The sequence below is a fragment of the Pseudoalteromonas sp. SR45-5 genome (genome assembly GCF_014163565.1).
In the GTDB taxonomy this organism is placed as follows: domain Bacteria; phylum Pseudomonadota; class Gammaproteobacteria; order Enterobacterales; family Alteromonadaceae; genus Pseudoalteromonas; species Pseudoalteromonas distincta.
Genome location: NZ_JACJDN010000954.1, coordinates 1 through 966, shown reverse-complemented (window position 1 = coordinate 966; position 966 = coordinate 1). Strand labels below are relative to the sequence as shown.

1 protein-coding gene and 1 pseudogene are annotated in these 966 nt (G+C 35.8%); both read right to left on the bottom strand.

Translation table 11 applies throughout. The annotated features are described in order from the left end of the window. On the bottom strand, positions 1-765 hold a 765-nt coding region (locus tag H5072_RS20315; RefSeq protein ID WP_182694620.1), incomplete at its 3' end, for a mechanosensitive ion channel family protein. A gap of 95 nt (positions 766-860) precedes the next feature. After that, a pseudogene (locus H5072_RS21535) lies at positions 861-966 on the bottom strand (YeeE/YedE family protein); the annotation flags it as partial.

Genomic DNA, 966 nt, shown 5'->3' with positions numbered 1-966 from the left:
TATATCAACAGGTACGCTTAGCTCTTTTTCAGGGTAAAAGTAATTAATAATACGCGACTTAGATAATTGGCTATTAGGTATAATAATCATATTGTTGGGTAGCATTTTAACCCATGTAGATCGCCAGCCTATATGATCAACAAAGCCTTGCTCCTTAGATTCAAGCTCAATAAAATCACCCACCCTTATAGGTTTATCTATTACTAGCTGCACGCCAGAAAAAAAGTTTTCAAGGGTAGGTTGCAAAGCAAGGGCAACAGCTAGTGATGTAATACCTAACGAGGCAATAATAGGTGTAATAGAAATACCTAACGTGCCCATTAAAACCAGTAATCCCACTGACGATAATGTAACGCGTATCACGCCTTTAATTATGCTTTTTGAATTAAAAACCACGGCAGATTGTTTACCATAGTAATTAATAGTGCCAATAATAAAGCGGTCTAAAAACATAATAAGTGCAAGCAGAGCTAATACAATATTAATGCTATTAAAAGGGATCTGTTGAGAAATAGAAGTACCAATAATGAAAGTGTCGTGCTCTAAAATGGTGAGTAGCACAATAATTGTGCACAGTGTTAGCGGCTTAGATATTGACTCTATTAGTAAAGTATCGAATATAAATTTGGTTTTTGAAGTCCATTTTTTTAGCCAGTACATTACAAAAAAACGAATTAAAAACAGTAGTATAGCTATAAGTAAAAGGGAGGACGCTGCGCCTAACCAAGGTGTGCTGTTAGAAAATTCCAGCGCTTTATTTAGCATAACTTAAACCTGTTCAATATAGTTTTATATATTGCAGCAAGTTATGTACCTTTGTTTGGGTAAAAGTAGCTGCCGAGTTTAGTCGGCAGCAAATATTATACTTTTTTGGCTAACCACATACCGCCTAGCACGGCTGCAAAAAACAATAAAAACTCCATTTTAAGAGATACTAATTGAACCAAGCCCGGGCCTGGGCATATA